This window comes from Nocardioides marmoriginsengisoli (assembly GCF_003725695.1).
Classification (GTDB): domain Bacteria; phylum Actinomycetota; class Actinomycetes; order Propionibacteriales; family Nocardioidaceae; genus Marmoricola; species Marmoricola marmoriginsengisoli.
In genome coordinates this window covers 172389-198977 of record NZ_RJSE01000008.1, presented here as the reverse complement: position 1 = coordinate 198977, position 26589 = coordinate 172389, and the positions used below count along the sequence as shown (strand labels likewise).

The 26589-nt window shown below is 68.4% G+C and carries 39 protein-coding genes; 6 read left to right on the top strand and 33 right to left on the bottom strand.

Annotated features, from left to right (window positions below; genetic code table 11):
- Window positions 1-2: 2 nt before the first annotated feature.
- From rpsM to rpsJ, 27 genes are all read right to left on the bottom strand, one after another.
- On the bottom strand, window positions 3-380 hold the full coding sequence (gene rpsM / locus EFK50_RS17580; protein WP_123228892.1) for a 30S ribosomal protein S13: 378 nt from the start codon (window positions 378-380) through the stop codon (window positions 3-5).
- 185 nt (window positions 381-565) lie between these two features.
- Window positions 566-679 (bottom strand): 50S ribosomal protein L36, encoded by a 114-nt coding sequence (rpmJ, locus tag EFK50_RS17575; RefSeq protein ID WP_004008316.1) that lies wholly within the window; start codon window positions 677-679, stop codon window positions 566-568.
- A gap of 27 nt (window positions 680-706) precedes the next feature.
- A complete protein-coding gene (gene infA / locus EFK50_RS17570; protein WP_123228891.1) occupies window positions 707-928 on the bottom strand; it encodes a translation initiation factor IF-1 in 222 nt (73 codons plus the stop codon).
- Window positions 929-1157: 229 nt separating this feature from the next.
- A complete protein-coding gene (map, locus tag EFK50_RS17565) occupies window positions 1158-1982 on the bottom strand; it encodes a type I methionyl aminopeptidase (RefSeq protein WP_123228890.1) in 825 nt (274 codons plus the stop codon).
- 11 nt (window positions 1983-1993) lie between these two features.
- Window positions 1994-2569 (bottom strand): adenylate kinase, encoded by a 576-nt coding sequence (locus EFK50_RS17560; RefSeq protein ID WP_123228889.1) that lies wholly within the window; start codon window positions 2567-2569, stop codon window positions 1994-1996.
- On the bottom strand, window positions 2566-3861 hold the full coding sequence (secY, locus tag EFK50_RS17555) for a preprotein translocase subunit SecY (RefSeq protein WP_123228888.1): 1296 nt from the start codon (window positions 3859-3861) through the stop codon (window positions 2566-2568). Before secY ends, EFK50_RS17560 begins: the two co-directional genes overlap by 4 nt.
- A 166-nt stretch (window positions 3862-4027) precedes the next feature.
- Window positions 4028-4468 (bottom strand): 50S ribosomal protein L15, encoded by a 441-nt coding sequence (gene rplO / locus EFK50_RS17550; RefSeq protein WP_123228887.1) that lies wholly within the window; start codon window positions 4466-4468, stop codon window positions 4028-4030.
- A gap of 2 nt (window positions 4469-4470) precedes the next feature.
- Entirely contained in the window at window positions 4471-4653 is a 183-nt protein-coding gene (gene rpmD, locus EFK50_RS17545; RefSeq protein WP_123228886.1) for a 50S ribosomal protein L30, read from the bottom strand.
- On the bottom strand, window positions 4653-5276 hold the full coding sequence (rpsE, locus tag EFK50_RS17540; RefSeq protein ID WP_123228885.1) for a 30S ribosomal protein S5: 624 nt from the start codon (window positions 5274-5276) through the stop codon (window positions 4653-4655). The genes rpmD and rpsE overlap by 1 nt, the downstream gene beginning before the upstream one ends.
- Window positions 5277-5307: 31 nt before the next feature.
- Window positions 5308-5691, bottom strand: a complete 384-nt coding sequence (rplR, locus tag EFK50_RS17535) for a 50S ribosomal protein L18 (protein WP_123228884.1) — start codon at window positions 5689-5691, stop codon at window positions 5308-5310.
- 1 nt (window position 5692) lies between these two features.
- Entirely contained in the window at window positions 5693-6235 is a 543-nt protein-coding gene (rplF, locus tag EFK50_RS17530; RefSeq protein ID WP_123228883.1) for a 50S ribosomal protein L6, read from the bottom strand.
- A gap of 27 nt (window positions 6236-6262) precedes the next feature.
- Complete coding sequence (gene rpsH / locus EFK50_RS17525) at window positions 6263-6682, bottom strand: 30S ribosomal protein S8 (RefSeq protein WP_123228882.1); 420 nt, start codon at window positions 6680-6682, stop codon at window positions 6263-6265.
- 69 nt (window positions 6683-6751) lie between these two features.
- A complete protein-coding gene (locus tag EFK50_RS17520) occupies window positions 6752-6937 on the bottom strand; it encodes a type Z 30S ribosomal protein S14 (protein ID WP_123228881.1) in 186 nt (61 codons plus the stop codon).
- A 1-nt stretch (window position 6938) separates the two neighbouring features.
- Window positions 6939-7499, bottom strand: a complete 561-nt coding sequence (gene rplE / locus EFK50_RS17515; RefSeq protein WP_123228880.1) for a 50S ribosomal protein L5 — start codon at window positions 7497-7499, stop codon at window positions 6939-6941.
- A complete protein-coding gene (rplX, locus tag EFK50_RS17510; RefSeq protein ID WP_221177459.1) occupies window positions 7499-7855 on the bottom strand; it encodes a 50S ribosomal protein L24 in 357 nt (118 codons plus the stop codon). The genes rplE and rplX overlap by 1 nt, the downstream gene beginning before the upstream one ends.
- On the bottom strand, window positions 7855-8223 hold the full coding sequence (gene rplN, locus EFK50_RS17505; protein WP_028644805.1) for a 50S ribosomal protein L14: 369 nt from the start codon (window positions 8221-8223) through the stop codon (window positions 7855-7857). Before rplN ends, rplX begins: the two co-directional genes overlap by 1 nt.
- Before the next feature lie 77 nt (window positions 8224-8300).
- A complete protein-coding gene (rpsQ, locus tag EFK50_RS17500; RefSeq protein ID WP_123228879.1) occupies window positions 8301-8570 on the bottom strand; it encodes a 30S ribosomal protein S17 in 270 nt (89 codons plus the stop codon).
- Window positions 8567-8800: a 50S ribosomal protein L29 gene (gene rpmC / locus EFK50_RS17495; protein ID WP_123228878.1), complete on the bottom strand. Its 234-nt coding sequence runs from the start codon at window positions 8798-8800 to the stop codon at window positions 8567-8569. Before rpmC ends, rpsQ begins: the two co-directional genes overlap by 4 nt.
- Window positions 8800-9219, bottom strand: a complete 420-nt coding sequence (rplP, locus tag EFK50_RS17490; protein WP_123228877.1) for a 50S ribosomal protein L16 — start codon at window positions 9217-9219, stop codon at window positions 8800-8802. Before rplP ends, rpmC begins: the two co-directional genes overlap by 1 nt.
- 2 nt (window positions 9220-9221) lie before the next feature.
- Window positions 9222-10067, bottom strand: a complete 846-nt coding sequence (gene rpsC, locus EFK50_RS17485) for a 30S ribosomal protein S3 (protein WP_123228876.1) — start codon at window positions 10065-10067, stop codon at window positions 9222-9224.
- The gene (rplV, locus tag EFK50_RS17480) at window positions 10067-10477 is read right to left on the bottom strand and encodes a 50S ribosomal protein L22 (protein ID WP_123228875.1); all 411 of its coding nucleotides are present in this window, start codon (window positions 10475-10477) and stop codon (window positions 10067-10069) included. Before rplV ends, rpsC begins: the two co-directional genes overlap by 1 nt.
- 26 nt (window positions 10478-10503) lie before the next feature.
- Window positions 10504-10785, bottom strand: a complete 282-nt coding sequence (gene rpsS / locus EFK50_RS17475; protein WP_123228874.1) for a 30S ribosomal protein S19 — start codon at window positions 10783-10785, stop codon at window positions 10504-10506.
- A 15-nt stretch (window positions 10786-10800) separates the two neighbouring features.
- Window positions 10801-11637, bottom strand: a complete 837-nt coding sequence (rplB, locus tag EFK50_RS17470; RefSeq protein WP_123228873.1) for a 50S ribosomal protein L2 — start codon at window positions 11635-11637, stop codon at window positions 10801-10803.
- 32 nt (window positions 11638-11669) lie between these two features.
- Window positions 11670-11975 (bottom strand): 50S ribosomal protein L23, encoded by a 306-nt coding sequence (gene rplW / locus EFK50_RS17465; RefSeq protein ID WP_123228872.1) that lies wholly within the window; start codon window positions 11973-11975, stop codon window positions 11670-11672.
- Complete coding sequence (gene rplD / locus EFK50_RS17460; protein WP_123228871.1) at window positions 11972-12784, bottom strand: 50S ribosomal protein L4; 813 nt, start codon at window positions 12782-12784, stop codon at window positions 11972-11974. Before rplD ends, rplW begins: the two co-directional genes overlap by 4 nt.
- A 2-nt stretch (window positions 12785-12786) precedes the next feature.
- Window positions 12787-13446, bottom strand: coding sequence for a 50S ribosomal protein L3 (gene rplC, locus EFK50_RS17455; RefSeq protein WP_123228870.1), 660 nt, complete (start codon window positions 13444-13446; stop codon window positions 12787-12789).
- Between the two features lie 13 nt (window positions 13447-13459).
- Window positions 13460-13768: a 30S ribosomal protein S10 gene (rpsJ, locus tag EFK50_RS17450; protein ID WP_007078637.1), complete on the bottom strand. Its 309-nt coding sequence runs from the start codon at window positions 13766-13768 to the stop codon at window positions 13460-13462.
- 406 nt (window positions 13769-14174) lie between these two features.
- On the opposite strand from rpsJ, the gene EFK50_RS17445 reads away from it, so the two are divergent.
- Genes EFK50_RS17445 through EFK50_RS17425 form a run of 5 tightly spaced genes read left to right on the top strand, consistent with a single transcriptional unit; the run spans window position 14175 to window position 19386 of the window.
- The gene (locus tag EFK50_RS17445; RefSeq protein WP_123228869.1) at window positions 14175-15332 is read left to right on the top strand and encodes a hypothetical protein; all 1158 of its coding nucleotides are present in this window, start codon (window positions 14175-14177) and stop codon (window positions 15330-15332) included.
- 1 nt (window position 15333) lies between these two features.
- Window positions 15334-15963 (top strand): DUF4129 domain-containing protein, encoded by a 630-nt coding sequence (locus EFK50_RS17440; RefSeq protein WP_123228868.1) that lies wholly within the window; start codon window positions 15334-15336, stop codon window positions 15961-15963.
- A complete protein-coding gene (locus tag EFK50_RS17435) occupies window positions 15960-17096 on the top strand; it encodes a DUF4350 domain-containing protein (RefSeq protein ID WP_123228867.1) in 1137 nt (378 codons plus the stop codon). The genes EFK50_RS17440 and EFK50_RS17435 overlap by 4 nt, the downstream gene beginning before the upstream one ends.
- Entirely contained in the window at window positions 17093-18079 is a 987-nt protein-coding gene (locus EFK50_RS17430; RefSeq protein ID WP_123228866.1) for an AAA family ATPase, read from the top strand. Before EFK50_RS17435 ends, EFK50_RS17430 begins: the two co-directional genes overlap by 4 nt.
- A 17-nt stretch (window positions 18080-18096) precedes the next feature.
- Entirely contained in the window at window positions 18097-19386 is a 1290-nt protein-coding gene (locus EFK50_RS17425; protein ID WP_123228865.1) for a DUF58 domain-containing protein, read from the top strand.
- Here EFK50_RS17425 and EFK50_RS17420 read toward each other — a convergent pair.
- Complete coding sequence (locus tag EFK50_RS17420) at window positions 19383-20378, bottom strand: stage II sporulation protein M (protein WP_123228864.1); 996 nt, start codon at window positions 20376-20378, stop codon at window positions 19383-19385. The two genes, EFK50_RS17425 and EFK50_RS17420, sit on opposite strands and share 4 nt — an antisense overlap.
- Before the next feature lie 103 nt (window positions 20379-20481).
- On the opposite strand from EFK50_RS17420, the gene EFK50_RS17415 reads away from it, so the two are divergent.
- Window positions 20482-21297: an RDD family protein gene (locus tag EFK50_RS17415; RefSeq protein WP_123228863.1), complete on the top strand. Its 816-nt coding sequence runs from the start codon at window positions 20482-20484 to the stop codon at window positions 21295-21297.
- Here the strand turns inward: EFK50_RS17415 and trmB are convergent.
- The 5 genes from trmB to rpsL all read right to left on the bottom strand — a co-directional run bounded on the left by trmB (window position 21284) and on the right by rpsL (window position 26411).
- Entirely contained in the window at window positions 21284-22015 is a 732-nt protein-coding gene (gene trmB, locus EFK50_RS17410) for a tRNA (guanosine(46)-N7)-methyltransferase TrmB (RefSeq protein ID WP_246004221.1), read from the bottom strand. The genes EFK50_RS17415 and trmB overlap by 14 nt on opposite strands.
- A gap of 96 nt (window positions 22016-22111) precedes the next feature.
- Window positions 22112-23305: an elongation factor Tu gene (gene tuf, locus EFK50_RS17405; RefSeq protein WP_123228861.1), complete on the bottom strand. Its 1194-nt coding sequence runs from the start codon at window positions 23303-23305 to the stop codon at window positions 22112-22114.
- A 72-nt stretch (window positions 23306-23377) separates the two neighbouring features.
- Window positions 23378-25438: an elongation factor G gene (gene fusA, locus EFK50_RS17400; protein WP_425454389.1), complete on the bottom strand. Its 2061-nt coding sequence runs from the start codon at window positions 25436-25438 to the stop codon at window positions 23378-23380.
- Window positions 25439-25566: 128 nt separating this feature from the next.
- Complete coding sequence (gene rpsG, locus EFK50_RS17395) at window positions 25567-26037, bottom strand: 30S ribosomal protein S7 (RefSeq protein WP_123228859.1); 471 nt, start codon at window positions 26035-26037, stop codon at window positions 25567-25569.
- On the bottom strand, window positions 26037-26411 hold the full coding sequence (rpsL, locus tag EFK50_RS17390; protein ID WP_028636428.1) for a 30S ribosomal protein S12: 375 nt from the start codon (window positions 26409-26411) through the stop codon (window positions 26037-26039). The genes rpsG and rpsL overlap by 1 nt, the downstream gene beginning before the upstream one ends.
- Between the last annotated feature and the right edge of the window lie 178 nt (window positions 26412-26589).

The following is a 26589-nucleotide window of genomic DNA, read 5'->3' as shown; positions in this document are numbered from 1 at the left end:
GGTCACTTGGCCTTCTTCTTGCCGGCGACAGTCCGCTTCGGACCCTTGCGGGTGCGAGCGTTGGTCTTGGTGCGCTGACCGCGGACCGGAAGGCCCATGCGGTGGCGGCGACCCTGGTAGCTGCCGATCTCGATCTTCCGGCGGATGTCCGCCTGGACCTCGCGTCGGAGGTCACCCTCGATCTTGATGCCCGTGGCGTCGATCGCGTCACGGAGCTTGACCAGCTCTTCGTCACCCAGCGTGTGGACGCGCGCGTTCGGGTCGACCCCGGTGGCGGCCAGCAGCTGCTGGGAGCGGGTACGGCCGATGCCGTAGATGTAGGTGAGTGCGATCTCGATGCGCTTGTCACGCGGGAGATCAACACCAACAAGGCGTGCCATTCTGGCGTTTCCCTTCTGCGGGCCTCGCGGCCCAGTGGTTCACGGTGGTCTGGTCGTGACGCGTCCCGAGTCCCGGTCGTGCTGTGGGCTCGAGCTCCGGCCATCCGCTCCGGAGGTGATTCAGCCTTGCGGCCTAGCGATCACGTTGATGGGTTTCTTCAGTTGTTGCGCCGGAGCGCAGGGACTCAGCCCTGGCGCTGCTTGTGACGCGGGTTCTCGCAGATCACCATGACGCGTCCGTGGCGACGAATCACCTTGCACTTGTCACAGATCGGCTTGACGCTCGGGTTGACCTTCATGTCAGCCCTTTCTCTCTCGGCTGTTGGTTACTTGTACCGGTAGACGATCCGACCCCGCGTGAGGTCGTACGGCGAGAGCTCCACCACCACGCGGTCCTCAGGGAGGATCCGGATGTAGTGCTGGCGCATCTTTCCGCTGATGTGGGCGAGCACCTTGTGTCCGTTGGTCAGTTCGACCCGGAAAAAAGCGTTCGGAAGGGCCTCCACGACGGAGCCCTCCATCTCGATCACGCCTTCTTTCTTCGGCATGTCCTCCACAATCTGTTGGCCTGATGTCTACCGTTGACCCGGGAACCGCCTCGCCGGAGCGAGTGGACCTCGTAGGGCCGCTGGAACCGCCTCATTTCCCGCACACGCGCGTCCGTATCACTACGATTCGCGACGATGTCCGGGCAGCCGTAAGGCGCCACACAACGTACCCACGTTGGGCCGACGCACCAGTCTAGGGAATTGGCCGGGAAATCACCAATCCGAGCGCTCAGCGGCCGCCGAACGGGACGCCGAGCTCGGCGAGCGCCGATTCCCCGCCGTCCAGGGCGGTGAGCACCCACGGACCCCGCTCGGTGAGCGTGAACGTGTGTTCGAAGTGCGCCGACCAGGACTCGTCGCTGGTCACGATCGTCCAGTCGTCCTCCGCCACCAGGGTGTGCTTGCTCCCCAGGGTGACCATCGGCTCGACCGCCAGGGCCAGACCCAGCTCCAGCTTGGCGCCCCGACCGGGCTTGCCGTAGTTCGGGACGTTCGGCGGCTGGTGCATCTCGGTGCCGATGCCGTGGCCGGTGTAGTCCTCGAGGATGCCGTAGGAGCCCCGGGAACGGACGTGCTGCTCGACCGCGTGCGAGATGTCGCTGACCCGGCCGCCCAGGCGGGCGGCCGCGAACCCGGCCCACATCGCCCCCTCGGTGACCTCCATCAGCGCCCGGGCGTCCGCCGGGACCTCCCCCACCGCCACCGTGATCGCGGCGTCGCCGTGCCACCCGTCGACGATGGCACCGCAGTCGATCGAGATGACGTCGCCGTCGGCCAGCACCCGGTCTCCCGGGATGCCGTGCACGACCTCGTCGTTCACCGAGGCGCAGATCGAGGCCGGGAACGGCGGCTGTCCGTAGCCCTGGAAGGACGGGAGGCCGCCGCCGGAACGGATGTTGTCCTCGGCGATGGCGTCCAGCTCACCCGTGCTGATCCCGGCACGGACCGAGGCGCGCAGCAGCTCCAGAGTCTCGCCGACCAGCAGGCCGGCGACCCGCATCTTGGCGATCTGGTCGGGGGTCTTGATCTGGATGCCCCGGTCGAACAGGCCCATGGCCGTGCGGGTCAGCTCTGCCGGACGCCGGCCAGCGCGTCGAAGATCCGCTGGGTGACCTCGTCGACCTCACCAGTGCCGTCGACCTCGATCAGCAGGCCGCGCTCGCGGTACACGTCGATCAGCGGCTCGGTCTGCTCGGCGTAGACCTCCTGGCGCCGGCGGATGACGTCCTCGGTGTCGTCGGCGCGACCCTCGGTCTTCGCACGCTGGAGCAGGCGCTGGACGAGTTCTTCGGAGTTGACGGTCAGCACGACCACCGCGTCCAGCGCGTGGCCGGTGAACGTGATCATGCCGTCGAGCTCGGTCACCTGGGCGAGCGTCCGCGGGTAGCCGTCGAGCAGGAACCCGGGCTTGGCGTCGTCCTCGTCGATGCGGTTGCGCACCATCAGGTTGGTGACCTCGTCGGGCACGTACTCCCCGGCGTCCATGTAGCGCTTCGCCTCGACGCCCAGCTCGGTGCCGGAGGTGACGTTCGCCCGGAAGATGTCTCCGGTGGAGATCGCGGGCACGCCGAAGCGCTCGGCGACGTACTTCGCCTGGGTGCCCTTGCCGGCACCCGGGGGACCCATGAGGATCATTCTCATCGCAAGAAACCTTCGTAGTTGCGCTGCTGCAACTGGCTCTCGATCTGCTTCACGGTGTCGAGTGCGACACCGACCATGATGAGCAGGGAGGTGCCGCCGAACGGGAAGTTCTGGTTGGCGTCGACCAGCACGAGAGCTATCAGCGGGATCAGTGCGATGAGACCCAGGTAGAGAGCTCCCGGCAACGTGATGCGGGACAGGACGTAGTTGAGGTACTCCTCAGTCGGCTTTCCTGCCCGGATCCCGGGGATGAAGCCTCCGTACTGCTTCATGTTGTCGGCGACCTCTTGGGGGTTGAAGGTGATCGCGACGTAGAAGTAGGTGAAGAAGATGATCATGGCGAAGTAGAGCGCCATGTAGATCGGGTGGTCGCCCTTGACCAGGTGCTGGCTCACCCAGGTGAGCACGGCGGAGTCGGAGTTCTGGTTGAACTGGACCGCCATCGCCGGCAGGTAGAGCAGGCTGGAGGCGAAGATGACCGGGATGACGCCGGCCTGGTTGACCTTGAGCGGGATGTAGGTGGACGAGCCGCCGAACATCTTCCGGCCGACCATCCGCCGGGCGTACTGCACCGGGATCCGGCGTTGCGCCTGCTCGATGAAGATGACGCCGGCGACCACGACCAGTCCGATCAGGATGACGCCGCCGAAGACCCACGGGCCCTGCGCCTTCTGGACGTTCCACAGCGCCACCGGGAAGGTAGCCACGACCTGGGTGAAGATCATGATGGACATGCCGTTGCCGATGCCGCGGTCGGTGATGAGCTCGCCGAGCCACATGATCACGGCGGTACCGGCAGTCATCGTCACGACCAGGATCGCCGCGGTCTGGAAGTTGTCCTTGTAGACCAGCGGGAGGTCGCAGCCCTGCAGCAGGTTCCGCGAGCGCGCCAGCGCCACGATGCCGGTCGCCTGCAGGATCGCCAGGGCCAGCGTCACGTAACGGGTGTACTGGGTGATCTTCGCCTGGCCGGACTGGCCTTCCTTCTTCAGCGCTTCGAGTCGCGGGATCACCACGACGAGCAGCTGCAGGATGATGCTGGCCGTGATGTACGGCATGATCCCGAGCGCGAAGATCGTCAGCTGGAGCAGCGCTCCACCGGAGAACAGGTTGATCAGGCCGTAGATGCCGTCGTTCTTGGCGGCGTCGAAGCACTGCTGCACGTTGGCGACGTGGACACCCGGCGCCGGGATCTGCGATCCCAGCCGGAAGACCGCCACGATGAGCAGCACGAACAGCAGCTTCTTGCGCAGGTCCGGGGTACGGAATGCGTTGGCGAATGCGCCTAGCACGTGCTCCTCTTTCGGTCTTTGATGAACGAACGTGACCTGGTTCCGTGCCGCTGTCTACAGCCGGGAGGCCAAGCCGTGGAAGCCTAGCAGGGCAGAGGGATCGCACACCCGCGAAGGTGATGGATCGCCCCTGCCCCGACTAGCATTGTTCAGCTGGTGTTCGACCTCAGAGCTCGGTCGCGGTGCCACCGGCAGCCGCGATCTTCTCCTTGGCGGATGCCGAGAACTTGTCGGCCGTGATCTGGACCGCGACGGTGATGTCGCCCTGACCCAGGACCTTGACCGGCTGGCCCTTGCGGACCGCGCCCTTGGCGACGAGGTCGGCGACCGTGATGGTGCCGCCCTCGGGGAACAGCGCGCCGACCCGGTCCAGGTTCACGACCTGGAACTCGACCCGGAACGGGTTCTTGAAGCCCTTGAGCTTGGGCAGACGCATGTGGATCGGCATCTGGCCACCCTCGAAGGCGACCGGAACCTGGTAACGCGCCTTGGTGCCCTTGGTACCACGACCCGCGGTCTTACCCTTCGAGCCCTCACCACGACCCACACGGGTCTTGGCGGTCTTGGCCCCGGGGGCCGGACGCAGGTGGTGCAGCTTGAGCGGCATCTCTACTTCACTTCCTCAACCGTCACCAGGTGACGGACGGTGTGAACCATGCCCCGGAATTCCGGGCGGTCCTCCTTGATGACCACATCGTTGATCCGCTTGAGACCCAGCGAGCGCAGCGTGTCGCGCTGGTTCTGCTTGAGACCGATGAGGCCCTTGTTCTGCGTGATCTTGAGCTGACCCATCAGACCTTCACCTCCGCGGCAGCCGACTCGGCAATACCCTCGGCACGCGCCTTCAGCAGAGCGGCCGGGGCCACCTGCTCGACGGTCAGGCCACGACGAGCGGCCACGGCCTCGGGCTCCTCGAGCATCCGCAGCGCCTCGACGGTCGCGTGCACGATGTTGATCTGGTTGGACGAGCCGAGCGACTTGCTCAGCACGTCGTGGATGCCGGCGCACTCGAGCACGGCGCGCACCGGGCCACCGGCGATCACACCGGTACCGGGAGCGGCCGGACGCAGGAACACGACGCCGGCGGCCTTCTCGCCCTGGACCGGGTGCGGGATGGTGCCCTGGATGCGCGGAACCTTGAAGAAGGTCTTCTTGGCTTCCTCGACACCCTTGGCGATCGCCGCGGGGACTTCCTTGGCCTTGCCGTAGCCGACGCCGACCATGCCGTCGCCGTCACCGACGATCACCAGGGCGGTGAAGCTGAAGCGCCGACCACCCTTGACGACCTTGGCGACGCGGTTGATCGCGACGACGCGCTCGATGTACTGGCTCTTCTCCTGCTGACCACCGCGACCACCGTCACGGCCGCCGCGGCCGCCACCGGCGCGCTGACCGCGCTGCTGGGATCCGCTCATCAGATAACTCCCTTGAATGTCATGTCCGCCATCAGAAGGTCAGGCCGCCCTCACGGGCAGCGTCGGCAAGGGCCGCGATGCGACCGTGGTACTTGTTGCCGGCGCGGTCGAAGACGACCTCGCCCACGCCCGCGGCCTTGGCGCGCTCGGCGACGAGCTCACCGACCTTGCGGGCCTTGGCGGTCTTGTCGCCGTCGAAGGCACGGAGGTCCTTCTCGGTGGTCGCCGCGAACGCCAGCGTCTTGCCGACCAGGTCGTCGACGACCTGGACCGAGATGTGCTTCGCGGACCGGGTCACGACCAGGCGCGGACGCTCGGCAGTACCGGCGATCTTCTTGCGACCGCGCATCTGGCGACGCAGTCGCGACGCCGTACGAGCAGCGGTGTGCTTGTTGTTCTTCAGCGAGATCGCCATGTCACTTACCGGCCTTTCCGACCTTGCGGCGGACCTGCTCGCCGGCGTAACGGACGCCCTTGCCCTTGTACGGCTCGGGCTTGCGCAGCTTGCGGATGTTGGCCGCAACCTCGCCGACCAGCTGCTTGTCGATGCCCTGGACACCGAGCTTGGTCTGGGACTCGACCGCGAAGGTGATGCCCTCGGGCGCCTTGAAGTTGATCACGTGCGAGTAGCCGAGCTGGAACTCCAGCTCCGTGGGGCCCTTGGAGAGCACCCGGTAACCGACTCCGACGATCTCGAGCTTCTTCTCGTAGCCGTCGGTGACCCCGACGACCATGTTGTTGATGAGCGTGCGGCTCAGGCCGTGGAGGGCCTTGCTCTTGCGCTCGTCGTTGGGACGCTGCACCTCGAGGGTGCCGTCCTCGGCCTTCGCAACCGTGATCGGCTCGGCGACCGTGTGGCTCAGGGTGCCCTTGGGCCCCTTGACCGTCACGACGCTGCCGTCCAGCTGCACGTCCACCCCGGAAGGAACCGGGACGGGAAGCTTGCCAATGCGCGACATTGCTTACTCCTTCTCCTGGTTTCCCGGTTACCAGACGTAGGCGAGGACTTCCCCACCCACGCCCTTCTGGTGAGCCTGACGGTCGGTGAGCAGGCCGGTGCTGGTCGAGATGATCGCCACGCCGAGGCCGCCGAGGACCTTGGGCAGGCCGGTGCTCTTCGCGTACACGCGCAGACCGGGCTTGCTGATTCGGCGGACGCCGGCGATCGAGCGCTCACGGCTACGGCCGTACTTCAGCTCGATCTCCAGGGTCTTGCCGACAGCGGGCTCGCCCTTGTCGTCGGTGTTGTCGGAGACCTTCCAGGAGGTGATGTACCCCTCCTGCTTCAGGATCTCGGCAACGCCTTCCTTCAGCTTGCTGGACGGCATCGCCACCGAGTCGTGGTACGCCTGGTTGGCGTTGCGCAGACGCGTCAGCATGTCTGCGATCGGGTCAGTCATTGTCATGGTGTGTTCTCTCTCGAAGTGGTTTCGCGCGGTACGTCGACCCCGCGACCTTCTACGTTGTTGGGGCTGTTACCAGCTCGACTTGGTGACGCCGGGCAGCTCGCCGCGGTGGGCCATCTCGCGCAGGCAGATCCGGCACAGGCCGAACTTCCTGTAGACGGCCTTGGGGCGTCCGCAGCGCTGGCAGCGGGTGTAGCCGCGCACCTTGAACTTCGGCGTCTTGGCAGCCTTGACCTTCAGTCCAGTCTTCGCCATGTCAGTTGCTCTCCTTGAACGGGAAGCCCAGCTGCTTGAGCAGCGCCCGACCCTCGTCGTCGTTGGTGGCAGTGGTCACGATGGTGATGTCCATCCCTCGCGACCGGTCGATCTTGTCCTGGTCGATCTCGTGGAACATGACCTGCTCGGTGAGACCGAAGGTGTAGTTGCCCCGACCGTCGAACTGGGCCGGGTTCAGACCGCGGAAGTCGCGGATGCGCGGGAGCGCGAGCGCCAGCAGGCGGTCGAGGAACTCCCACATCCGGTCGCCGCGCAGCGTCACGTGGGCGCCGATCGGCATACCCTCGCGCAGCTTGAACTGGGCGATCGACTTGCGGGCCTTGGTGACCTGCGGCTTCTGGCCGGTGATCGCGGTGAGGTCCTTGACGGCACCCTCGATCAGCTTCGAGTCGCGAGCGGCCTCGCCGACACCCATGTTGACCACGATCTTGGTGAGACCGGGGACCTGCATGACGTTGGCGTAGTTGAACTCGGTGCGCAGCGCGGGAAGGATCTCCTCGCGGTAGCGCGTCTTCATCCGGGGCATGGTGGTCTCAGTCATCAGATCTCGTCTCCGGTCTTCCGCGAGATGCGGACGCTCCGGCTTGCCTTGTACGTCGAGCCGTCCGAACGACGCTTCTCGACCTCGACACGCTTGAAGCCGATCCGCGTGACGCCCTTGCCGTCGACCAGCATCACGTTGGACACGTGGATCGGCGACTCGGTGGTGACGATGCCGCCGGTGGAGCCGGCGCGACCGCCCTGGTTGATCACCTTGGTGTGCTTCTTGACCCGGTTCACGCCTTCGACGATGACCCGGTCCTCCTCGCGGAGCACCTGGATGACCTTGCCCTCGGCGCCCTTGTCCTTGCCAGCGATGACGCGGACGGTGTCGCCCTTCTTGATGCTGATACCCATCACAGCACCTCCGGCGCCAACGAAATGATCTTCATGAACTTCTTCTCGCGCAGCTCACGGCCCACAGGACCGAAGATGCGGGTGCCTCGCGGCTCGCCATCGGTCTTGAGGATCACGGCGGCGTTCTCGTCGAAGCGGATGTAGGAACCGTCGGCACGACGGCGCTCCTTCACGGTCCGCACGATCACGGCCTTGACGACATCACCCTTTTTGACGTTGCCGCCGGGGATTGCGTCCTTGACCGTGGCGACGATGACGTCGCCGATGCCGGCGTAGCGCCGACCCGAGCCGCCGAGGACACGGATGCAAAGGATTTCCTTCGCACCGGTGTTGTCGGCGACCTTGAGTCGCGACTCCTGCTGGATCATCGGTATTTCTCCTGGTTGTCGTGCCGGTTCTCGCTCGCTCTAGGCGGACGAGCCTTGCCGAACTGTTGGTGTGGTGGTTACTTGGCCTTCTCGAGGATCTGCACGACGCGCCAGCGCTTGGTGGCCGAGAGCGGACGGGTCTCCATGATCTGGACCCGGTCGCCGATCCCGCAGTCGTTCTGCTCGTCGTGCGCCTTGAGCTTGACCGTGCGGCGAAGGACCTTGCCGTAGAGCGCGTGCTTGACGCGGTCCTCGACGGTCACGACGACGGTCTTGTCCATCTTGTCGCTGACCACGAGGCCCTCGCGGACCTTGCGGCGGGTCCGGTCTCCGGCTACTTCACTCATGCTGCACCATCCTTCTCTGCACCAGGAGCGGTCCGGATGCCGAGCTCGCGCTCACGCACCACGGTGTAGATCCGGGCGATGTCCTTCTTGACCGACCGCAGCCGGCCGTGGCTCTCGAGCTGGCCCGTGGCGGCCTGGAAGCGCAGGTTGAACAGCTCTTCCTTGGCCTCGCGGAGCTTGCCTTCGAGGTCGATGTTGTTGAGCTCGTCGAGCTCGGGGGCGGTCGGCATCAGAAATCACCCATCTCACGGCTGACGAACCGGCACTTCATGGGGAGCTTGTGCATCGCGCGGCGCATGGCCTCGCGAGCGATGTCCTCCGAGACTCCGGAGAGCTCGAACATGACGCGGCCGGGCTTGACGTTGGCGACCCACCACTCCGGGGAACCCTTACCGGAACCCATCCGGGTCTCGGCAGGCTTCTTGGTCAGCGGACGGTCGGGGTAGATGTTGATCCACACCTTTCCGCCACGCTTGATGTGACGAGTCATCGCGATACGCGCCGACTCGATCTGTCGGTTGGTCACGTAGTGACCCTCGACCGCCTGGATGCCGAAGTCGCCGAACGCGAGCTTCGTGCCACCCTTCGCAGCACCCGTCCGCTTCGGGTGGTGCTGCTTGCGGTGCTTGACCCTGCGGGGCATCAACATGGTCAGGCCTCCTCAGTGGTTGCTGGAGCGGCGGCCTCGACGGCCACCGGAGCCTCGGCGGCAGGCGCCTCGGCACGGTCGGCGCGCGTCGGGCGGTCACCCGCGCCACGCGTACCACGGCTGGGACGCTCGCCACCGCGGCCGCCACCTCGGGCGTCACGGCCACCGCTGCGGCCCGGGGCACCGGCGCGGGCCGCGGCCTGCGCCTCGCGCTCGGCACGGGTGCCGGCGACCTCGCCCTTGTAGATCCAGACCTTGACGCCGATGCGACCGAAGGTGGTCTTGGCCTCGTAGAAGCCGTAGTCGATGTCGGCGCGGAGGGTGTGCAGGGGCACGCGGCCCTCGCGGTAGAACTCCGAGCGCGACATCTCGGCGCCGTTCAGACGACCCGAGCACTGGATCCGGATGCCCTTGGCACCGGAGCGCATCGAGGTCTGCATGGCCTTCTTCATCGCACGACGGAACTGCACCCGGCCGGCGAGCTGCTCGGCAACGCCCTGGGCGACGAGCTGCGCGTCGATCTCGGGGTTCTTGACCTCGAGGATGTTCAGCTGGACCTGCTTGCCGGTGAGCTTCTCCAACTCGGTGCGCAGCCGGTCGGCCTCGGCGCCACGGCGGCCGATCACGATGCCCGGGCGAGCGGTGTGGATGTCCACCCGCACGCGGTCCCGGGTGCGCTCGATCTCGACCTTGGAGATGCCGGCCCGCTCCATGCCCTTGGAGAGCAGCTTGCGGATCGCGACGTCCTCGCCGACGTAGGACTTGTACAGCTTGTCGGCGTACCACCGCGACTTGTGGTCGGTGGAGATGCCGAGGCGGAAGCCGTTCGGGTTGATCTTCTGGCCCATTACTTCTGACCCTTCTCTACTGCAGGCTGCACGACGAGGGTGATGTGGCTGGTGCGCTTGTTGATCCGGGTGGCCCGGCCCTGCGCACGCGGACGCCAACGCTTCATCGTCGGGCCCTCGTCGACCATGGCCTTCGACACCACGAGGGTGTTCCGGTCCAGGTCCTCGGTGGTCGTCGCGTTCGCCACGGCGCTCTCGAGGACCTTGTACACGGTCTCGCTGGCGGCCTGCGGCGCGAACTTCAGCAGCGCGAGGGCGTCATCGACCGGGAGTCCGCGAACCATGTCCACCACGCGGCGGGCCTTCATCGGGGTGATCCGGACGAAGCGCGCGCTGGCGAACGCGCCAGCCTCGTCTCCGAGAAGCGAGTCACGGCGGGCGCTCGTGCGCCGACGCTCAGTAACACTCATTGTCATATCTCCTTGGCGGCGCCGCGTCAGCGACGACGGCTCTTCCGGTCGTCCTTGACGTGCCCGCGGTAGGTGCGGGTCGGTGCGAACTCGCCCAGCTTGTGGCCGACCATCGAGTCGGTCACGAACACCGGGACGTGCTTGCGTCCGTCGTGCACGGCGAGCGTGTGACCGATCATGGTCGGCACGATCATCGAGCGACGCGACCACGTCTTGATCACGTTGTGGGTGCCGGCCTCGTTCTGCGCGTCCACCTTCTTCTCGAGGTGGCCGTCGACGAACGGGCCCTTCTTCAGACTGCGAGGCATCTCAGCTCTTCCCTATCAACGCTTGTTCTTGCCGGACTTGCGGCGGCGGACAATGAGGGCGTCGCTGGCCTTGCGCTTGCGCGTCCGGCCTTCGGGCTTGCCCCAGGGCGAGACCGGGTGACGTCCACCGGAGGTCTTGCCTTCACCACCACCGTGCGGGTGGTCGACCGGGTTCATGACGACACCGCGGACGGTCGGGCGCTTGCCCTTCCACCGCATCCGGCCGGCCTTGCCCCAGTTGATGTTCGACTGCTCGGCGTTGCCGACCTCACCGATCGTGGCGCGGCAGCGGACGTCGACGTACCGCATCTCGCCGGAGGGCAGCCGCAGCTGGGCGCGGGAGCCTTCCTTGGCGACGAGCTGGGCCTTGTTGCCGGCCGAGCGGGCCATCTTCGCGCCGCCACCGGGACGGAGCTCGATGCAGTGGATCGTCGTACCGACCGGGATGTTGCGCAGCGGCAGGTTGTTGCCCGGCTTGATGTCGGCGTTGGCGCCCGACTCGATCGGGGTGCCCTGCGTGACACCGTTCGGCGCGATGATGTATCGCTTCTCGCCGTCGGCGTAGTGCAGCAGCGCGATCCGCGCGGTGCGGTTCGGGTCGTACTCGATGTGGGCGACCTTCGCCGGGACGCCGTCCTTGTCGTAGCGACGGAAGTCGATGATCCGGTAGGCACGCTTGTGACCGCCACCCTGGTGACGGGTGGTGATCCGGCCCTGGTTGTTCCGGCCGCCCTTCTTGGGCAGCGGACGCACCAGGGACTTCTCCGGCGTGGTCCGGGTGATCTCGGCGAAGTCAGCGACCGACGAGCCACGACGGCCCGGGGTGGTCGGCTTGTACTTGCGGATAGCCATGAGTTATCTCAGCTCTCTGTCTCTTCGGCCGGTCAGGAGACCGGGCCTCCGAAGATGTCGATGCGGTGACCCTCGGCGAGGCTGACGATGGCGCGCTTGGTGTCCTTGCGCTTGCCCAGCCCACGCGCCGTACGGCGGGTCTTGCCCTGGCGGTTCAGGGTGTTGACCGAGGTGACCTTGACGTTGAACACCTTCTCGACCGCGATCTTGATCTCGGTCTTGTTCGCGTCCGGGTGGACGATGAAGGTGTACTTGTTGTTGTCGAGCAGGCCGTAGCTCTTCTCGCTCACGACCGGCGCGATCAGCACGTCGCGGTGGTCCTTGTGCAGGGTGCTCATTCGGCACTCTCCTCAGCGGTCTCGTCGGCGGCGGCCTCAGCAGCGGGCTCGTCGACCTTCTCGGCCTTCGGAGCGGCCTTCTTGGCAGCAGCCTTCTTGGCCGGCTTCTCAGCGGCGGCCTCGTCGGCGTCGGCCTTCGGAGCGGCCTTCTTGGCAGCGGCCTTCTTGGCGGGCTTCTCCTCGACGACCTCGACCTCGCCACCGACGAACGCCTCGTAGGCGCCCTTGGTGAAGATGACGTCGTCGGAGAGCAGCACGTCGTACGTGTTGAGCTGGTCGACCGCGAGGATGTGCACGTTCGGCACGTTCCGCAGCGACAGCCAGGTCAGCGCGTCGTCACGCTGCAGGACGACCAGCTGGCGACGACCGCCGGCCAGGCTGTTCAGCAGCGCCACGGCCGACTTGGTCGACGGCTTGTCACCGGCGGCCAGGGCCTCGACGACGTGGATGCGGCCGGCGCGGGCCCGGTCGGAGAGGGCGCCCTTGAGAGCGGCGGCCTTCATCTTCTTGGGGGTGCGCTGGTCGTAGTCACGCGGCTTGGGGCCGTGGACGATGCCGCCGCCGACGAACTGCGGAGCGCGGGTCGAGCCCTGACGGGCGCGACCGGTGCCCTTCTGCTTGTACGGCTTGCGGCCTCCACCGCGGACCTCGCCCCGACGCTTGGTCGAGTGCGTGCCCTGGCGCGCGGCGGCCTGCTGGGCCACGACGACCTGGTGGATCAGCGGGATGTTGGTCTCGCGGTCAAAGATCTCCGCCGGCAGGTCGACCTTGACGACCTTCGCGGCAGCGCCCTTGGTAGCGGTAGCCATGCTCAGGCCTCCTGTCCGGACTTGGCGGCGGAGCGGATCATGATCAGGCCGCCCTTGGGGCCGGGAACGGCGCCCTTGAGCAGGATCAGGCCCTTCTCCACGTCGACCGCGTGCACGGTCACGTTCTGGGTGGTGACGGTGTCCGTACCCATCCGGCCGGCCATCCGGGTGCCCTTGAAGACGCGACCGGGGGTCGCGCAGGCGCCGATGGAACCGGGCTTGCGGTGGTTGCGGTGGGCACCGTGCGAGGCACCGACGCCGGCGAAGCCGTGACGCTTCATGACACCGGCGTAGCCCTTGCCCTTGCTGGTGCCGGTGACGTCGACGTCCTCGCCCGCGGCGAACAGCTCGGGGCTGATCTCCTGGCCGATCTCGTACGACGCGGCGTCAGCGGTGCGGATCTCCGCGAGGTGGCGACGGGGGGTGACGCCGGCCTTGCCGAAGTGACCGGCCGACGGCTTGGTGACCTTGCGGCCCTCGATCTCGCCGTACCCGAGCTGGATGGCGTTGTAGCCGTCCTTCTCGGGGGTGCGGACCTGGGTGACCACGTTGGTGGTGGCCGCGACGACGGTCACGGGGACGATCTTGTTGTTCTCGTCCCAGAGCTGGGTCATGCCGAGCTTGGTGCCCAGCAGCCCCTTCACGTTGCGCTCGAAAGTCATCTCGATCTCTCCCTCAGAGCTTGATCTCGATGTCGACACCGGCGGGCAGGTCGAGCCGCATCAGCGAGTCGACCGTCTTCGGCGTCGGGTCAATGATGTCGATGAGACGCTTGTGGGTGCGCATCTCGAAGTGCTCGCGAGAGTCCTTGTACTTGTGCGGCGAGCGAATGACGCAGAAGACGTTCTTCTCCGTCGGCAGCGGCACCGGGCCGGCCACCTTCGCGCCCGTCCGGGTCACGGTGTCAACGATCTTGCGCGCCGAGGTGTCGATCACCTCGTGGTCATAGGCCTTGAGCCTGATGCGGATCTTCTGTCCCGCCATCACGCGTCCTTCACTCTCGTAGTGGGCGGTTTCCCGCCTGGATCCCCCGACCCCCGCGGTCGGGCGTGTCGCGCTCGTGATGACGCGCAGGACCTCGCTCGACCTGGTGGTCGCTTTGTTCTCGGGATGTGCCCGCCGGGGCGGCGGGCGGAACGGGATCTCCAGGTGCGGCACAGACACGCGACCACAGCGCCCCCTTTCGACAGAGGGCCAGGAGAACCTGTTCAGTAGTCAATGTCCGCGCCCCGGCAATCCCGCCGGAGCAACCTGACTATCTTGGCAGAGAACCGCGTGTGCGCCAAATCGGCGTCCCCGGCCCCTCCTCGGGACGGACATGTGCGGTCAAACCTGGCAGGATGACCGCGCCGGCCGTCCCCAAGCCGCAGCCAGACCCGGAGGAACGTCGATGTCCGACCAAGGCAGCTATCCCCCGCCCGGGCAGGTCCCGCCCGGGAGCGGTCCGGTGCCGCCGCCGGCGCAGCCGTGGTTCCCGCCGCCGCCGGTCCACCAGCCCGCCGGCCCGCCGCCGGGGTACGGGTACCCGCAGCCGGGTCCGGCCCAGCCCGGTCAGGCACCGCCCGGATGGCCGCAGCCCGGCTACCCGGGCTACCCGCCGCCGATGATGGCGGCGCACAAGCCGGGGGCGATCCCGCTCCGCCCGCTCCGCCTCGGCGACATCTACGACGCCGCGTTCAAGATCATCCGGATCAACCCGGGCTCGACCGTCGGCTCGGCGGTCCTGGTCACCGCGGTGGCGATGGCCATCCCGATCGCCGTCACCGGGGTCCTGACCGCCTTCCTCGACCTCTCCCTGGTCGACCTCGAGTCGGAGTCGCAGGACGCCGCCGATCTGGCCGGGTTCCTGAGCGCCTACGGATCGATGCTGATCGGCGGCATCCTCCAGTCGTTCGGCCTGCTCTTCGTCACCGCGATGATCACCCACGTCACCGCCGCAGCCGCAATCGGCCGGAAGCTGTCGCTCGGCGAGGCCTGGGCGGCGACCCAGGGCAAGCGGTGGCGCCTGGTCGGCCTCGCGTTCTTCCTCGGCGCCGCGACCCTGCTCTACCTGGCCCTGGTGATCGGGTTGATCGTGCTCTTCGCCGTGACCCTGCCGAACGCGGCGGCGGTCCTGCTCGGCCTGACCCTCGGGTTCGGCGGCCTCGCCGGCCTCGTCTTCGGGTGGGTCCGGGTCTACTACCTCGCGGTCCCCCCGCTGATGCTCGAGCCGATCGGGGTCTTCGCGGCCCTGGGTCGTGCCTTCACGCTGACCGCGCAGCAGTTCTGGCGCACCTTCGGCATCGCGGTGCTGACCCTGATGATCACCCAGTTCATCGGCGGGATCCTCTCGGTGCCGTTCTCCATCGGCGGCGTGATCGCCACGGCGACGGCCAGCGGTGAGGCGAGCCTGATGATCTTCGTGATCACCAACGCCCTGGGCAGCGTTGTCGCCGCGGCGTTCGTGACCCCGTTCACCAGCTCGGTCACCGCGGTGCAGTACCTCGACCAGCGGATCCGCAAGGAAGGGTACGACGTGGAACTGCTCGCCCGGGCGGGCGTCGGCTGACGTGACCAGCCCCTGGGCGGTCCTCGCCGCCTTGCCCCCCTCCCGGCTCGATCCGTCCCCGGACCGCGCGGACGAGCTGCTGCGCCGCGAGCTGCTGCGCCCGGAGTACCACGAGCAGAACCTGATGGAACGGTTCCTGAACTGGATCAGCGACCGGCTCGACGACGCGCTCGCGACCGCGTCCCAGGCCTCCCCGCTGGGCTGGGCCGGGGCCGTCGTCGTCTTCCTGGTCGTCCTGGTGCTGATCGGGCTGCTGCTCTCCAAGGCCCGCCGCACCCCCCGGGCGCGCACCGCCCCGGGAGCCGTGCTGACCGAGCACCGGGCCACCGCGGCCGAGCTGCGCCGCCGCGCGGAGGAGGCGCTGTCCGCCGGTGATCCGGGCCAGGCGGTGGTCGAGGCGTTCCGGGCGCTCACCGTCCGGCAGATCGAGCGCGGCCGCCTTCCGGACCTTCCCGGCGCCACCGCGCACGAGGTCGCCACCAGCCTCGGGTCGACGTACCTGGACCAGCGCGGGCGGGTCGACGGCGCCGCGGCGCTCTTCGACCGGGTCCTGTACGGCGACCGCCCGGCCACGACCGGCCAGGCCGAGGGCGTCCTCGCGCTCGACGACGACCTCGCGGGGGTCCGATGACCGCCACGGCGACCAGCCCGGTCGCGACCTCCTGGGTGCGCCGGTACCGAGCGCTGCTGATCGTCGGCGCCGGGTTCGTGGCCGCCATCGTCTTCGCGGCGCTCGGCACCGGCGGCACCCACGGCGGCGTCGCGGACCCGGGCAACGCCGACCCGGAGGGCGCCCGGGCGCTGGCGCAGGTGCTCGGCGACCAGGGCGTCGACGTGCGCGTCGTCCGCAGTGCCGACGACCTCGACCGGACGACCGCCGACGCGGACACCACTGTCGTGGTCACCGGGACCGAGGACCTCGGCGAGAGCACCGTACGCCGACTGCTCGACCACGCCCGCGACGCCGACGTGATCGTCGTCGAGCCCCGCTACGGGGCAGCCCAGCTCTTCGGCGTCGACCGGAGCGGCTCGGTCCTCGACGGGGTGTCCGTGGTCGCGAGCTGCACCGATTCCCGCCTCGAGGGCCTCCGGATCGAGGTCGAGGCCGCCACCGGGTACGCCGGCGACGGCGGGTGCTTCCCGGCGGGCGAGGGCGCCCTGATGGTCTCGCCGAGCCCGGGCGTCACCCTCCTAGGTTCGACCGACCTGATCAGCAACGAGCAGATCACCCAGGCCGACAACGCCGCGATCGCGCTGCGGCTGTTCGGGCAGCACGACCGGCTGGTCTGGTACGTCCCGAGCCTCTCGGACCTCGACGGCGCTGACGGCGTCTCGCTCGGATCGCTGCTCCCCCGGTGGCTGCGTCCGGCGCTGCTCCTCGGTGCGGTGGCGATGCTGAGCGTGCTGTGGTGGCGGGGCCGCCGGCTCGGCCGGCTCGCGACCGAGCCGCTGCCCGTCGCGGTGACCGCGATCGAGACCACCCTGAGCCGGGGCCGGCTGTACCGGAAGGTCAACGACCGGGCCTACGCCGCGGCCGCGCTCCGCAGCGCCGCCCGGCGGCGGGTGGCCGAGTCCCTCAACCTGCCCCGGGGCGCCGTCACCGACGTGGACGGCCTGGTCCGTGACGTCGCGGCGCACACCGCGCTCGACCACGCCCGGGTGCGCGAGCTCCTGGCCGACGGCCCGGCGCCGTCCTCCGACCACGACCTGACCCACCTGGCCAACGACCTGGCCGACCTGATGAGAGAGGTACGTCGCCGATGAGCGAAACCGTGAACCCCGCAGGAACCGCGGGTGCCGACGAGGCGCGAGCCCGGCTGGCCGCCGTACGGACCGAGGTGGCGAAGGTGGTCGTCGGCCAGGACGCCGCCGTCTCCGGCCTGCTGGTCGCGCTGCTGTGCCGCGGCCACGTCCTGATGGAGGGCGTGCCCGGCGTCGCCAAGACTCTCCTCGTGCGCACCCTGGCGGGCGCGCTCGCGGTGGACACCAAGCGGGTCCAGTTCACCCCGGACCTGATGCCCGGCGACATCACCGGATCGATGGTGATCGACAGCCACGCCGGCGAGCTCAGCTTCCGCGCGGGACCGCTGTTCACCAACCTGCTGCTCGCCGACGAGATCAACCGGACCCCGCCCAAGACGCAGTCCGCGCTGCTGGAGGCGATGGAGGAGGGCCAGGTCTCCGTGGACGGCACCTCACGGCCGCTTCCCCGGCCGTTCCTGGTAGCCGCGACCCAGAACCCGATCGAGTACGAGGGCACCTACCCGCTGCCCGAGGCCCAGCTCGACCGCTTCCTGCTCAAGGTGGTGCTGCCAGTTCCCGACCGGGACGCGGAGCTCGAGATCCTGCGCCGGCACGCGGCCGGGTTCGATCCCCGGGACGTCGCCGGGGCCGGGGTGCGCCCCGTCGCGAGTCCTGCGGACATCGTCGCCGGCCAGCAGAGCGTCCAGCAGGTGCAGGTCTCCCCCGAGGTCGCCGGCTACATCGTCGACATCGCCCGGGCCACCCGGAACTCGCCGTCGCTGAGCCTCGGGGTCAGCCCGCGCGGCGCGACCGCGCTGCTGCACGCCTCCCGGGCCTGGGCCTGGCTGGCGGGCCGCGACTTCGTCACGCCGGACGACGTCAAGGCACTGGCGCACGCCACCCTCGCGCACCGCCTCGGCCTCCGCCCGGAGGCCGAGCTGGACGGCGCCGACGTCAACCAGGTGCTGGCGTCCGCCCTCGGATCGGTCCCGGTACCGCGATGAACCACGGATCCCGGTAGATGACCGTCACCGGCCGCGTCCCGCTCCTGCTGCTCGCCGGAGTGGTTCCGGTCGTCCTGAGGCCCTCACTGGGCACCGCATGGCTGTGGGTGCTCCTGGTGCTGGTCGTGGTCGGCGTCGACTGGTGGCTGGCGCCCCGCCCGGACCGGCTCGAGCTGGCCCGCTCGGCCGACCCGCGGCTCCGGCTCGGTGAGAGCACCACCACCACGCTGATGGCGAGCAACCCGACGACGCGCCGCTACACCGGGATCCTCCGGGACGCCTGGCAGCCCACCGCGGGCGCCATGGACAACCGGCACCGGGTCGCCCTGGAGCCCGAGGGCCGGGTCGCGCTGAGCACCCGCCTGGAGCCGGTACGCCGCGGCGACCTCCGCGCCGTCGGCGTCACCCTCCGGATCCGGGGCCCGCTGGGGCTCGCCTGCCGCCAGCAGACCCGCCAGGTCGCCGGCGCGGTGCGGGCACTCCCGCCGTTCGGCTCCCGCAAGCACCTGCCGAGCCGGCTGGCCCGGCTGCGCGAGCTCGACGGCCGGGCCGCGATCCGGGTGCGCGGACAGGGCACCGAGTTCGACTCGCTCCGCGAGTACGTCCGCGGCGACGACGTCCGCAGCATCGACTGGCGGGCGAGCGCGCGCAACCGCTCGGTCGTCGTACGGACCTGGCAGCCGGAGCGGGACCGCCGGGTCGTGCTGGTCCTGGACACCTCCCGCACCTCGGCCGGCCGGGTCGGCGACGTGCCCCGGCTGGACTCGGCGATGGATGCGGCCCTGCTCCTCGCCGCGCTCGCCGCCCGGGCCGGCGACCGGGTCGACTTCCTGGCCGGGGACCGCCGGGTGCGCAGCCGGCTGCGGCTCAGCGGCACCGACGTGATCGCGCCGCTCCAGGACGCGATGAGCGGCCTGGAGCCGATCATCGCCGAGGCGGACTGGTCGGCCCTGGCCGGCGCGCTGGGCCAGCTCGGCCGGCAGCGGGCGCTCGTCGTGCTGCTCACCCCGCTGGAGCCGTCCGCCGTCGAGGAGGGGCTGGTGCCGATCCTGCCGGCACTCGCCCGCCGGCACCGGGTGGTGCTGGCCTCGGTCAAGGACCCTGCGCTCGAGCAGCTGGCGGCGGACCGGTCCGATGTCGGAGCCGTGTACGGCGCGGCCGCCGCCGAACAAGTGCTGGAGCGGCGCCGGCGTACCGCCGAGATCCTGTCCGCCCTCGGCGTGGACATCGTCGACGCGGACGCCGAGCACCTGGCACCGGCGCTGGCCGATCACTACCTCAGCCTGAAAGCCAGGGGCCTTCTCTAGGACGCGGTGGCGACCCGGTCCTCCAGGAGGGAGGCGTCGATGTCGCCGGTCTGGCCGCGGGCGTACGCGTTGCGTCCGAGCGTGAAGACGTAGGTGAAGAACACGACCTCGGCCGCGATACCAATCGCGAGCCTCGCCCAGGTCGGCAGGCCCGAGGGGGTCACGAAGCCCTCGATGGCGCCGCTGATCATCAGCACCACCACCAGCCCCAGCGCCACGGTCGCTGCGGTCCGCCCGTTCTGGGCGAGCGCCTGGGTGCGGGTCTGCGCTCCCGGTTCGATCCAGGACCAGAACAGCTTCAGGCCGACGCCGGCGGCCACGAAGACCGCCGTCAGCTCGAGCAGTCCGTGCGGCAGCAGCAGTCCCCAGAACTCCATCGCGTGGTCGTGCCGGGTCATGATCGCGCCGATCACCGCCACGTTGGCGATGTTGGTGAAGAGCAGGTAGATCACCGGCACCCCGAGGACGCCGAGCGCCAGGCAGAGCGCCGCCACCCAGGCGTTGTTGATCCAGACCTGGAGCGCGAACTCCGACGCCGCGTAGTTGCTGTAGTAGTCCGCGAAGTCGTGGTTGACCAGGCTGTCGACGGCCTCGCGGCTCATCAGCGTCTGCTCGGCGTTCGGGTGCTCGAGCAGCCAGAGCATCATCACCGCGATCACGACCACGTTCGCCGCCATCGTGCCCAGCCACCACCAGCGCAGCCGGTACAGCGCCGCCGGGAACACCTCGGTGAAGTACCGCACCACGTTGCGCCAGCTAGTGACCCGGGTACCGACCGAGCGGTTCCGGGCCCGGGACAGGATCGCGGAGAGGTAGGCGACCAGCTGCGGATCGGGCGCCGAGGTGCGGACCACCGAGAGATGGGTCGCCACCTGCTGGTAGCGGTCGACGAGCTCGTCGCCCTCGGCACCGGTCAGCCGCCGGCTGCGGGTCAGCACCTCCAGGCGCTCCCACTCGTGCCGGTGCGCGATCACGTAGGCGTCGAGGTCCACGGGTCGAGGCTACGCGAACGAGCGGAGCCTCGACGAGCTTGCTCGTGGGCGGCGTAGCGCGGAGCGAAGCGAGGATCAGGGAGGCAGCCTATGCTGAGCGGCGATGACAAACCCGTCGCTCGAGTACGCCGCGCTGACCTCCGACGACCTCGTCACCGGCGAGGCCGTCGCGCTCGACCTGCCCGCGGCGTCGTTCGGCTCCCGGATCGCGTCCGGGCTGATCGACATCATCGTCACGGTGATCAGCGCGTTCGTGGTCATCACGATCCTCGGCAGCATCTCGGCCGGCAGCAGCGAGGCGCTCGTCTACGCGTCGATGGTCGCCGCCCTGATCGTGATCTTCCTGGTCATCCCGACCACGGTCGAGACCGTCACCCGGGGCCGCTCGCTGGGCAAGCTGGCGCTCGGGCTGCGCACCGTCCGCGACGACGCCGGACCGATCTCGTTCCAGCACGCCTTCATCCGCGCGCTGGTCGGCTTCGTCGAGATCTATCCGCTGACCGGCGTACCGGCCTTCTTCTCGGCGCTGCTGAGCGACCGCGGCAAGCGGCTCGGCGACCACGCCGCCGGCACCTACGTGATCCGGGACCGGTTCGCCCTCCAGCTGCCGCCGCCGGTGCCGATGCCGTACGCGCTCCAGGACTGGGCACGCAACGCGGACATCACCGCACTCCCGACGCCGCTGGCACTGGCCACCCGGCAGTACCTGTCCCGGCTCGGCGAGATCACGCCGCAGGCGCGGACGTCGCTGGGGCTGAGCCTCGCCGAGCAGATGCGCCCGTACGTCGCCCCGGCGCCCCCGGCAGGAACGCCTCCCGAGGTCTTCCTCACCGCCGTCCTGGTGGCCCGTCGCGACCGCGACCTGGTCCGCCTGCAGCGCGAGGCGGCGCTGCGGCACCGGTTGTTCAGCCGTCGCTGACCCGGACGTACTCCAGGTCGGTGATGTCCCGCCCGACCTCGACGCCCTTGCGCTCGAACTTCGTCACCGGGCGGTCCGCCCAGCGCTCGACCTGCCCGCCGGAGAACTCCGGAGCCGCGTCGAGCACCACCTGCATCTGCTCGGCGTACTCGGCCCAGTCGGTGGCCAGCCGCCAGCTGCCCCCGGGACGGAGCCGGGACGCGACCAGGGCGGCGAACCCCGGCGTCACCAGCCGCCGCTTGTGGTGGCGCTTCTTGGGCCACGGATCCGGGAAGAACGTCCACAGGTCATGGATCTGCCCCGGCTCGAACAGGTGCTCCAGCGACCAGACCGCGTCGACGCTGATCAACCGGACGTTGTCGGCACCCGCCTCGGCCAGCAGCCCCAGCGTGTGCGCCACCCCCGGCCGCCACACCTCGAAGGCGAGCACGTTGACCTCGGGACGAGCGGCCGCGAGCGCAGCCGTCGCCTCCCCGATCCCGGACCCGATCTCCACGATCACCGGAGCCTCCCGCCCGAACCAGTCGGCCACCGAGACCCCGGGGACGTCGACCGCCTCGTCCGGGATCACCCACTTCTCGTGGTGCGCGTCCCAGGACTCCTGCTGGGACGGCGTGAACCGGCTCCCCCGCCGCGAGTAGGACAGCACCTCACGCATCCGCTGCCCGTCCTCGGTGAAGCGGTTGTACGGACGCGCAGCGGGAAGAGGCTCAGACACGACGAGAACAGTACGGCTCACCGCGCGGAGCAACAAAAAGCAGAACGGCCCCGGACCGAAGTCCGGGGCCGTCCTTGAAGCGTTAGATCAGCAAGCTCACTTGTTGATCTTGGTGACGCGACCCGCGCCCACGGTCCGACCACCCTCACGGATGGCGAACTTCAGACCGTCCTCCATGGCGATCGGCTGGATCAGCACGACCGACATGTCGGTGTTGTCGCCCGGCATGACCATGTCGCGACCCTCGGGGAGGGTGACGACGCCGGTCACGTCGGTGGTCCGGAAGTAGAACTGCGGACGGTAGTTGTTGAAGAACGGCGTGTGACGGCCACCCTCCTCCTTGGAGAGGATGTAGACCGACGCGTCGAACTCGGTGTGCGGGGTGGTGGTGCCCGGCTTGATCACGACCATGCCGCGCTCGACGTCCTCGCGCTTGGTGCCGCGGAGCAGCAGACCCACGTTCTCGCCGGCCTGGCCCTCGTCGAGCAGCTTGCGGAACATCTCGACGCCGGTGACCGTCGACTTCTGCGAGGCGTCGCGGATGCCGATGATCTCGACCTCCTCGTTCACCTTGACGATGCCGCGCTCGATACGACCGGTGATGACGGTTCCACGACCGGTGATCGTGAAGACGTCCTCGACGGGCATGAGGAACGGCTTCTCGGTGTCACGCTCGGGCTGCGGGATCGACTCGTCGACCGCGTTCATCAGCTCGAGGATCGACTCGCCCCACTTGGCGTCGCCCTGCAGCGCCGGGAAGGCGGCAACGCGCACGACCGGAACGTCGTCGCCCGGGAACTCGTACTCGGAGAGGAGCTCGCGCACCTCCATCTCGACGAGCTCGATGAGCTCCTCGTCGTCGACCATGTCGCACTTGTTGAGCGCCACGACCAGGGCCGGCACGCCGACCTGGCGGGCGAGCAGCACGTGCTCACGCGTCTGCGGCATCGGGCCGTCGGTGGCGGCGACCACGAGGATCGCGCCGTCCATCTGGGCCGCACCGGTGATCATGTTCTTGATGTAGTCGGCGTGACCGGGGCAGTCGACGTGCGCGTAGTGGCGCTGCTCGGTCTGGTACTCGACGTGCGCGATCGAGATGGTGATACCGCGCTGACGCTCTTCGGGCGCCTTGTCGATCTGGTCGAACGCCGAAGCCTCGTTGAGGTCCGGGTACTTGTCGTGCAGAACCTTCGTGATGGCAGCCGTCAGCGTCGTCTTGCCGTGGTCGATGTGACCGATGGTTCCGATGTTGACGTGCGGCTTGTTCCGCTCGAACTTGGCCTTAGCCATTTCTGGCTCCTCCTGGTTGTGTTTTCTTGACTCGTAGATAGAACGTTGTAAAGCCGAGGACTGCGGTGCGAACTACTCGCCGCGGACCTTCTTGATGATCTCGTCAGCGACGTTCGAGGGAACCTCGGCGTACGAGTCAAACTCCATCGAGTACGACGCCTGACCCGAGGTCTTCGACCGCAGGTCACCAACGTACCCGAACATCTCAGAGAGCGGCACCAGGGCGTCGACGACCATGTCGCCGTGACGCTCCTCCTGGGCCGTGATCTGCCCGCGGCGCGAGTTGATGTCGCCGATGACCGTGCCCAGGAAGCTCTCCGGGGTGACGACCTCGACCGCGAACATCGGCTCGAGCAGGACGGGCTTGGCCATCCGGGCAGCTTCCTTGAACGCCTGGTTGCCGGCGATCTTGAAGGCGAGCTCGGACGAGTCCACGTCGTGGTAGGCGCCGTCCTCGAGGGTGAACTTCACGTCCACCATCGGGTAGCCGGCGAGGACGCCGAACTCCATGGCCTCCTGGCCGCCCTGGTCCACGGACGGGATGTACTCGCGCGGCACGCGACCACCGGAGACGGCGTTCACGAACTCGTAGCCGGCACCGGTCCCGGTCTCGGGGTCGATGTTCGGCTCCAGGGTGACGAGCACCTTGGCGAACTGACCCGAACCACCGGTCTGCTTCTTGTGCGTGTAGCCGTGCTTCTCGACGCGCTTGCGGATGGTCTCGCGGTAGGCGACCTGCGGCTTGCCGACGGTGGCCTCGACGCGGAACTCGCGACGCATCCGGTCGACCAGGATCTCCAGGTGGAGCTCGCCCATACCGGCGATGATGGTCTGACCGGTCTCCTCGTCCGCCTTGACGGTGAAGGTCGGGTCCTCGTCGGAGAGCCGCTGGATGGCGGTTCCGAGCTTCTCCTGGTCGCCCTTCGTCTTCGGCTCGATGGCGACCTCGATCACCGGTGCCGGGAACGACATCGACTCGAGCACGACCTGGTTCTGCGGGTCGGAGAGCGTGTGACCGGTCTTGGTGTCCTTGAGGCCCATCACGGCGACGATCTGGCCGGCGCCGACCGACGCGATCTCCTCACGCTTGTTGGCGTGCATCTGGTAGACCTTGCCGATCCGCTCCTTGCGGCCGTTCACCGAGTTGACCACGGTGCTGCCGGCCTCGAGCTTGCCCGAGTAGACCCGGACGTAGATCAACTTGCCGAGGTGCGGGTCGGTGGCGATCTTGTAGGCCAGGCCGGAGAACGGCTCGGAGTCGCTGGGCTGGCGGACGATCTCCTCGTCCTCCTTGCCCGGCGCGTGGCCGACGATGCCGTCGATGTCCAGCGGCGAGGGCAGGTACTTCACGACGGCGTCGAGCAGGGGCTGGACGCCCTTGTTCTTGAACGCGGTGCCGCAGAGGACCGGGTTGAGCTTGTCGGCGAGGGTGGCGCGACGGATCGCGGCCTCGAGCTCCTCGACGGTGAACTCGCCCTCGTCGAGGAACTTCTCCATGATCTCGTCGTCGGCCTCGGAGAGGGTCTCGAGCAGCTTCTCGCGCCACTCGGCCGCCTGCTCGGCGAGCTCCGCCGGGATCTCCTCGACGGTGTAGTCCTCACCCATCGTGGTCTCGCCGCGCCAGGTCAGGGCACGCATGCCGACCAGGTCGACGACACCGAGGAAGTCCGCCTCGGCACCGATCGGGATCTGCAGCACCAGCGGGGTGGAGTTGAGGCGCTCGACCATCATGTCGACGCAGCGCCAGAAGTCGGCACCGGTGCGGTCGAGCTTGTTGACGAAGCACATCCGGGGCACCGAGTACTTGTTGGCCTGGCGCCACACGGTCATCGTCTGCGGCTCGACACCGGCGACACCGTCGAAGACCGCGACCGCGCCGTCGAGGACGCGGAGCGAGCGCTCCACCTCGGCGGTGAAGTCGACGTGCCCGGGGGTGTCGATGATGTTGATCTGGTGGTTCTTCCACCAGCAGGTCGTCGCGGCGGACGTGATCGTGATGCCGCGCTCCTGCTCCTGCTCCATCCAGTCCATCGTGGCGGCACCCTCGTGGACTTCACCGATCTTGTACGTGATGCCGGTGTAGAACAGGATGCGCTCGGTGGTGGTGGTCTTGCCGGCGTCGATGTGCGCCATGATGCCGATGTTGCGGACCTTGTTGAGGTCCGTAGTGATGTCGACTGCCACTGAAAGTCAGTTCCTCAGGAAGTTGATGGATGCAGGTGGGGCTGGTGCGGGAGCCCGATCGGGCCCCCGCAGCCAGGTCACCAGCGGTAGTGGGCGAAGGCCTTGTTGGATTCGGCCATCTTGTGGGTGTCCTCGCGCTTCTTCACCGCGGCGCCGAGGCCGTTGGCTGCGTCGAGGATCTCGTTCTGCAGGCGCTCGGCCATGGTCTTCTCGCGACGCTCCGAGGCGTAGCCGACGAGCCAGCGCAGCGCGAGCGTGGTGCCGCGGGTGCCCTTGACCTCGATCGGGACCTGGTAGGTCGCGCCACCGACACGGCGGGACTTGACCTCGATGGCCGGCTTGACGTTGTCCAGCGCACGCTTGAGCGTGACCACCGGGTCGGTGCCGGTCTTCTCCCGGGCACCTTCGAGGGCCGAGTAGACGATCCGCTGGGCGACCTGCTTCTTGCCGTCCTGGAGGACCTTGGAGACGAGCTGGGTGACGACCTGCGATCCGTAGACCGGGTCGACGACGATCGGGCGCTTCGGAGCGGGACCCTTACGAGGCATTAGCTCTTCTCCTTCTTCGCGCCGTAGCGGCTACGGGCCTGCTTGCGGTTCTTGACACCCTGGGTGTCGAGCGTGCCGCGGATGATCTTGTAGCGGACACCGGGGAGGTCCTTCACCCGGCCGCCGCGGACGAGCACGATCGAGTGCTCCTGGAGGTTGTGACCGACCCCGGGGATGTAAGCGGTGACCTCGACGCCGCTGGAGAGACGCACACGGGCGACCTTCCGGAGGGCGGAGTTCGGCTTCTTCGGGGTGGTGGTGTAGACGCGGGTGCAGACACCGCGTCGCTGGGGCGAACCCTTCAGGGCAGGCGTCTTGTTCTTCGACACCTTGTCCTGGCGGCCCTTACGGACCAACTGATTAATGGTGGGCACCGGGTGGTTCCCTTTCATGTTGACTATCTGTACCCGGCGCTCTGCCGGGCACGGTGATGTTGCTCAGTGCTGTGGTTCTGTCGTACGGCGGCCACGCGGGCACGCTCAAAGGCCTGGGAATGCCCAGACACAAGGATTGAGATTACCGGGTGCGCGTCCGGCGGTCAAAACGCGAGGG